This is a genomic window from Rhizobium sp. AC44/96, assembly GCF_001692185.1.
In the GTDB taxonomy this organism is placed as follows: domain Bacteria; phylum Pseudomonadota; class Alphaproteobacteria; order Rhizobiales; family Rhizobiaceae; genus Rhizobium.
In genome coordinates this window covers 1-4,920 of sequence record NZ_LXKO01000027.1, presented here as the reverse complement: position 1 = coordinate 4,920, position 4,920 = coordinate 1, and the positions used below count along the sequence as shown (strand labels likewise).

6 protein-coding genes and 2 pseudogenes are annotated in these 4,920 nt (G+C 54.6%); 3 read left to right on the top strand and 5 right to left on the bottom strand.

The window, feature by feature from the left end; translation table 11 throughout:
* The 4 genes and pseudogenes from A6U87_RS19785 to A6U87_RS29775 form a co-directional block, all read right to left on the bottom strand.
* Positions 1–1,031, bottom strand: a pseudogene (locus A6U87_RS19785) (hypothetical protein); the annotation flags it as partial.
* Between the two features lie 78 nt (positions 1,032–1,109).
* A pseudogene (locus A6U87_RS30715) lies at positions 1,110–1,451 on the bottom strand (DUF6036 family nucleotidyltransferase); the annotation flags it as partial.
* 73 nt (positions 1,452–1,524) lie between these two features.
* Positions 1,525–1,779 carry a hypothetical protein gene (locus A6U87_RS30710; RefSeq protein WP_369327549.1) on the bottom strand — a complete coding sequence of 85 codons (255 nt, stop codon included), beginning with the start codon at positions 1,777–1,779 and terminating at the stop codon, positions 1,525–1,527.
* A 165-nt stretch (positions 1,780–1,944) separates the two neighbouring features.
* Positions 1,945–2,184 (bottom strand): hypothetical protein, encoded by a 240-nt coding sequence (locus A6U87_RS29775; RefSeq protein ID WP_141684010.1) that lies wholly within the window; start codon positions 2,182–2,184, stop codon positions 1,945–1,947.
* A gap of 114 nt (positions 2,185–2,298) precedes the next feature.
* Here A6U87_RS29775 and A6U87_RS19775 point away from each other — a divergent pair, with 114 nt between their 5' ends.
* From A6U87_RS19775 to A6U87_RS29770, 3 genes are read left to right on the top strand one after another with little or no spacing between them, the layout of a single operon-like run.
* On the top strand, positions 2,299–2,739 hold the full coding sequence (locus A6U87_RS19775; RefSeq protein WP_141684009.1) for a LexA family transcriptional regulator: 441 nt from the start codon (positions 2,299–2,301) through the stop codon (positions 2,737–2,739).
* 4 nt (positions 2,740–2,743) lie between these two features.
* Positions 2,744–4,021, top strand: coding sequence for a Y-family DNA polymerase (locus A6U87_RS19770; RefSeq protein ID WP_065693020.1), 1,278 nt, complete (start codon positions 2,744–2,746; stop codon positions 4,019–4,021).
* Positions 4,022–4,078: 57 nt separating this feature from the next.
* On the top strand, positions 4,079–4,327 hold the full coding sequence (locus tag A6U87_RS29770) for a hypothetical protein (protein WP_141684008.1): 249 nt from the start codon (positions 4,079–4,081) through the stop codon (positions 4,325–4,327).
* A 70-nt stretch (positions 4,328–4,397) separates the two neighbouring features.
* Here the strand turns inward: A6U87_RS29770 and A6U87_RS19765 are convergent, their stop codons facing one another.
* On the bottom strand, positions 4,398–4,826 hold the full coding sequence (locus A6U87_RS19765; RefSeq protein WP_065693019.1) for a hypothetical protein: 429 nt from the start codon (positions 4,824–4,826) through the stop codon (positions 4,398–4,400).
* Between the last annotated feature and the right edge of the window lie 94 nt (positions 4,827–4,920).

The following is a 4,920-nucleotide window of genomic DNA, read 5'->3' as shown; positions in this document are numbered from 1 at the left end:
TTTGCGTCAACGATCCTGCGCCGCAGTTCCTGTCTTTCGATGAAATCGAAATTTCGCTCCACCTTACTGAGGGATTTCTGAACGGCTTCCGCATAACCCGGCTCGATGATCTCGGACATGGCTTCGTCCGCTGTCATTTTTCGTTGCGCAACCGCTGTTGCTGCCTTCGCCATCGTCGCGATCATCCCAACGTCCTCGCACCAACGGTCTGCGACATTCGCAAGGCGATGTACTTTGTCGGTCGGCGCAAAGAGGTTCTTGTCCACCCAAAGACGATTTACAGGCAGCGTGAAGAAATCCGAGAGCCGTCTAAGCGTTCCGTCTTGGGATCGCGTCGAGAGATCGCAGGGCAGGCGATGTGCGGCGGGATACTCTTTCGTCGTAGTCTTATCCTGCACCTTTGCGCCCGTGGGCACGAACGTTGCACCGTTCGGAATGATCCCGGCATCTCTTGCATCTTCGACAAGAAGAAGAACACCGTAGCTTTGCCTGAGACGCGCCAGCGCATGACTGTGGAGGGCGCCTATCGTCACATGCTGACTGGTGCGAGTGGCATCCTGATAAAGCTCCTCAAACTCCGGTAGGGCGTCGAGTTTTCCATCAAGGAGCTTGCGTCGTGTTTTGCCGTGGCTGGCCTCCGGCGTATTTCCATACTGAGCATCCAGCCGCTCCCCTTCCTGATTGAAGTTGAGATGAAGCCTGGGCGCGGATTCGATGACTTTTTGCCGTTGGCGCTGGCTTTCGATTGCGGCGTAGAGATCGCGGTTCGTGCCGGAAGCTGAAAGAATCTGCTTGTTACCGTCTACAGCAGAGCGCGCAGCTCGCTCGATTAGACGCTGATACTCAGTGAGGTAGTAATTGCCGAGCTTGAGCTGGCCGCGATCCACGGAGCGCTTGAAGAGGTTTGCTGCCGTCTCGACATCCGAGAGCAGCTTGCGGCCTCGCGCTGCATCATCCTCTACAGGCTTAGGAGCTTCCCTCGAACCGATGACGCTACGCTCTTGCGAGAGCCACGCGGTATCCTCGAACATTCCTCTGTCGATATTGGCCTTCTCTGTCGGCAAGGTGACGGTTTCAGGAAGGCGCTCCCTGACGACATCGAGGGACACAAGGCCAGCTTCCAATCCGGCCTTTATCCATGATCGATCGCGCTCGTTTCCTCGTGCGTATTTCGAGATGGCAACGTCGTTTACGTCAAGGAACCATGCGCGCAGATTTGGTGCGACATCCACTCGCGTCATTCGATGTTGCCAGCCTTGCGGAAGCGTGGCGGCATAGGGAGAGGTTGGCTCGCCGTAGAAATGATGGCTATGATGAAAGTCGCTTCCGGGGCCGACTTGATCACGAACCCTCTTGGAGCTGACGGCAGCGTCATCGAGCGGATGGAAGTTGATATCCGCAGCGTCCAACATGGCGCGCGGAGGATTTGGCGTCTTGCCCAAAGCCGCCATGCTCCCAAGGATGACGAAATCATTCTGATGAATGACAGTGCTTGCCTTGATGAGCAGTTGGCCGACTACGCCTCTATCCATGGGGATACGCCAATGCTGATTTTGAAAACGGGGTGTTTCTACGCAACGCCGTGGCTTCCTCTGTATCTGCGAGCATAGCCTGCGCTGCTTCCTCGTCGTCCATCGCGAGAATGTGACGCCATGAGGCGATATGCTCGTCGCTGAACAGGCCAGCATCTTCCCATGCTCGTAGGGTTAGAAGGGCATCTACCCGCACGTCTTCGGCTTTTGAAGGATCAGAGAGAGCTGCGACCGCATTTGCGTGCATCTGATATAGCTCCTCGCCATGGGAACCTAACGCGTCCCTAGCCTCTTGTCGTAACCTCAGTATGTCTCCGGTCTGCATTAGCAAATCCTAGTCCATCTGGCGAAAAGTGATCCAAAGTGCAATATTTGCTGAAGCCTAACACGGTTTCGGGGCCATTTCAGCGCCCTATATCTCTCTATGCCAAGCAACGTGAACACGGGTATCGATATGAACAACGACCAGTTTAGGGATGAACAGCGCCGCATACAGGACCAGCAGCGCGACGAGCAGCGACGGATGGATGAACAGCGCCGGGCAGACGACTTGCGGCGTCAAGAGATGCAGCGTGAAGAACAGAGGCGTTTGGATGAACAGCGACGGATGGACCGCTCGCGTTCCTAAACGGTTCCTGCTGATCTCCCACAAGTAAAATGAACCCTGTGCGCCCTGTTTTGGTGTTTCGCCGAATCGTAGTTGACTCGACCTAATATGAGAACATAATAAGAACGAAAATAACAGCCAGCAATGCCGGGGCTTTCTATGAAAACCAACTTTTCGGCCGTTGAGCCTGTTAGCGTCGATTATATCGTTCGCGAGATCAAGACTGCTGGATTGCGGATTTCAGCCGGTTTTCCGTCACCGGCAGGCGACGACTTAGAAGATCCGATAGATCTCATAGCTTGGATGGTACGACACGAACACGCGACATTTTGGTATCGCGTGAGTGGCAATTCTCTGTGTCGCGCAGGCATCCTTGATGGCGATTTCGTCGCCATTGATCGGGCAGGCAAGGTGAAGCCAGGACGAACGGTCCTTGCCTACCATAATGGAGACATGCTCCTGAAGGTGCTGACACAGCGCGATGGTCGCATGTGGCTTGAGGCGCGTTCCGACGAACGCTATCCGCCGCTTGCGGTGCTCGAAACTACTGAAATATTCGGCATCGTCGCGGGCATCGCCCGCCGTTATCCTGTCGATTGAAGCCATGGCCGAACCGATAGCGCTGATCGACTGCAATAATTTTTATGTTTCTTGCGAACGGCTTTTCGACCCGCGCTTGCGCGACAAGCCCGTGGTGGTCCTATCAAATAACGATGGCTGCGCTGTCGCGAGATCGAATGAAGCGAAGGCCCTCGGCATCGGCATGGGGGAGCCCGCGCACCATTTTAAGCAGAAGACGAAAGAGCACGGCATTCGGCTCTTTTCCTCGAATTATACGCTTTATGGCGACATTAGCCGCAGAGTGGCGGCAACGATTTCCGACTTTTCTCCGCGAACGGAAGTCTACTCGATAGACGAGACTTTCGTTGATCTGTCGGGTTTTGGTGGCCGAATGCTCGATCATGCGACCGAGATGAGGGAAACTGTCCGCCAGAACACCGGAATCCCAACCTGCGTGGGTATTGGGCCGACAAAGACGCTCGCGAAGTTCGCGAATTTCATTGCGAAGAAAAACCCGGTCTTCAATGGTGTCGCGGACCTGATGAACACGGAGATCGCGGGCTATTGCATGGCACGCACCGATGTTTCGGAAGTGTGGGGCGTTGGATCGAGAACCACCGCCAAGCTTCGGGAGATCGGGATACACACCGTCTCTCAGTTGCGCGACATGCCGCTTCCTCTCGCCCGAAAGATCGGGACAGTCGTTCTTGAGCGCACCGTGTCCGAGTTGAACGGGCTGCGTTGCATCGACATTCAGGACATCGAGCCGACACGCAAAGGAATGGCCGTCACAAGATCGGCTGGCAGTCCCATGACATCTCTTGCCGTCTTACAGCAGGCGATCACCGCCCATGCGACCAGAGCGGCCGAGAAGCTTCGCAATCATGGCCTCGTTGCCAGCCACATGCAGGTTTTCTTTCACACCAATCCGCACAACGGATCGGCCCGTGATAGCGGATCGAGAACAGCTCGCCTTTCCCCACCGTCGAACGCGACGACCTCCCTCGTCGGCACCGCCCTCGCCTGCGCTGCTAGAGCGTGGAAGGGCGATCCAGCGGGGAATGGTTTCGCCTATACCAAAGCCGGGGTCATATTGGACGACCTCATTCCTGCTGAGCTTGCTCCTGTTGACCTCTTCGCTCATGAACAGGAGCGATCAGGAAGGCTGTCAGCGGCCCTTGACGCAGTAAACGACCGATGGGGCAAGAAGACCCTCATTCTCGCGTCAGAGGGCTTTAAACAGCCCTTCGCGACCAAGGCCGACATGAGATCGCCGCGCTATACGACCCGATTATCCGATTTACCGGTCGCTAAGGCTTGATGTTTTCAGGTGAAGAACCTTACACAAGGTCGAAAGCCACAGAATGGGAGTTGCTAAATGCTTAATGAGTTCAAAGAACATTTAAAATTTATCTCGATGGAGATCCAAAGCGCTGAGATGAGTCTCGATCATTATGTTGGAAATACACCAGATGATGCACCATTTGCAGCGCAAGTTAAAAGATTGAATGCGATCCATAATGATTACGACACCGTAATCGCGGCTATTTCAACAGGTGCTATAACAAGTATCGGTGACGCCATTGTTGAGGTTCGTAAAATCGAAGCACGATACCCACAGCCATGATATATATACTGACCGGGCCGGAACATAGATCCACGGCCCGGTCTGATACGTTGGTAATTGCGGGTCCGTTTTAGCAGATAACGTTGACCTCAAAGCCATTCTGTAGAGCGAATAAAGCTGCTATTTTATGCGCTTCTTCGAATGTAGGAGCGTCAGTGATAGCCTCGACGCCTCCCTCGATCAGATGTCCATATACCGTGAAGAACTCTGCCTCGTTTGCTGCGTAGCCGCCGCAAATGCAAGTATCCTCTGCGCCTTCGTCGGCATCGTTCCTGCATCCACCAATCTCGATAGCGTTGAAGCTCTTCCAATCAGGGGCCTTGTGGTCAGTACAGCAGTTGAACAATACGGCACCGTCTTCAGCATCGAGCACGGCGTTCTCTAGGGCTTCCACGTAGGCGTTTCCGGCACCGGCATGGGCGCTGATAGCCTGTTGCGTGTTTTCGCCACCCTGCGGGGCTACAGGGGTGATTTCGGCGGTCTGCTTGGTATCGGCCATATCAGTGTTTCCTTTCATTAGGGAATGAGTGCTCGATGGTGATCTTGAGGAAGAGGGGGACGGAGATTTCGAGAGCGATCTTTGTTGATCCATT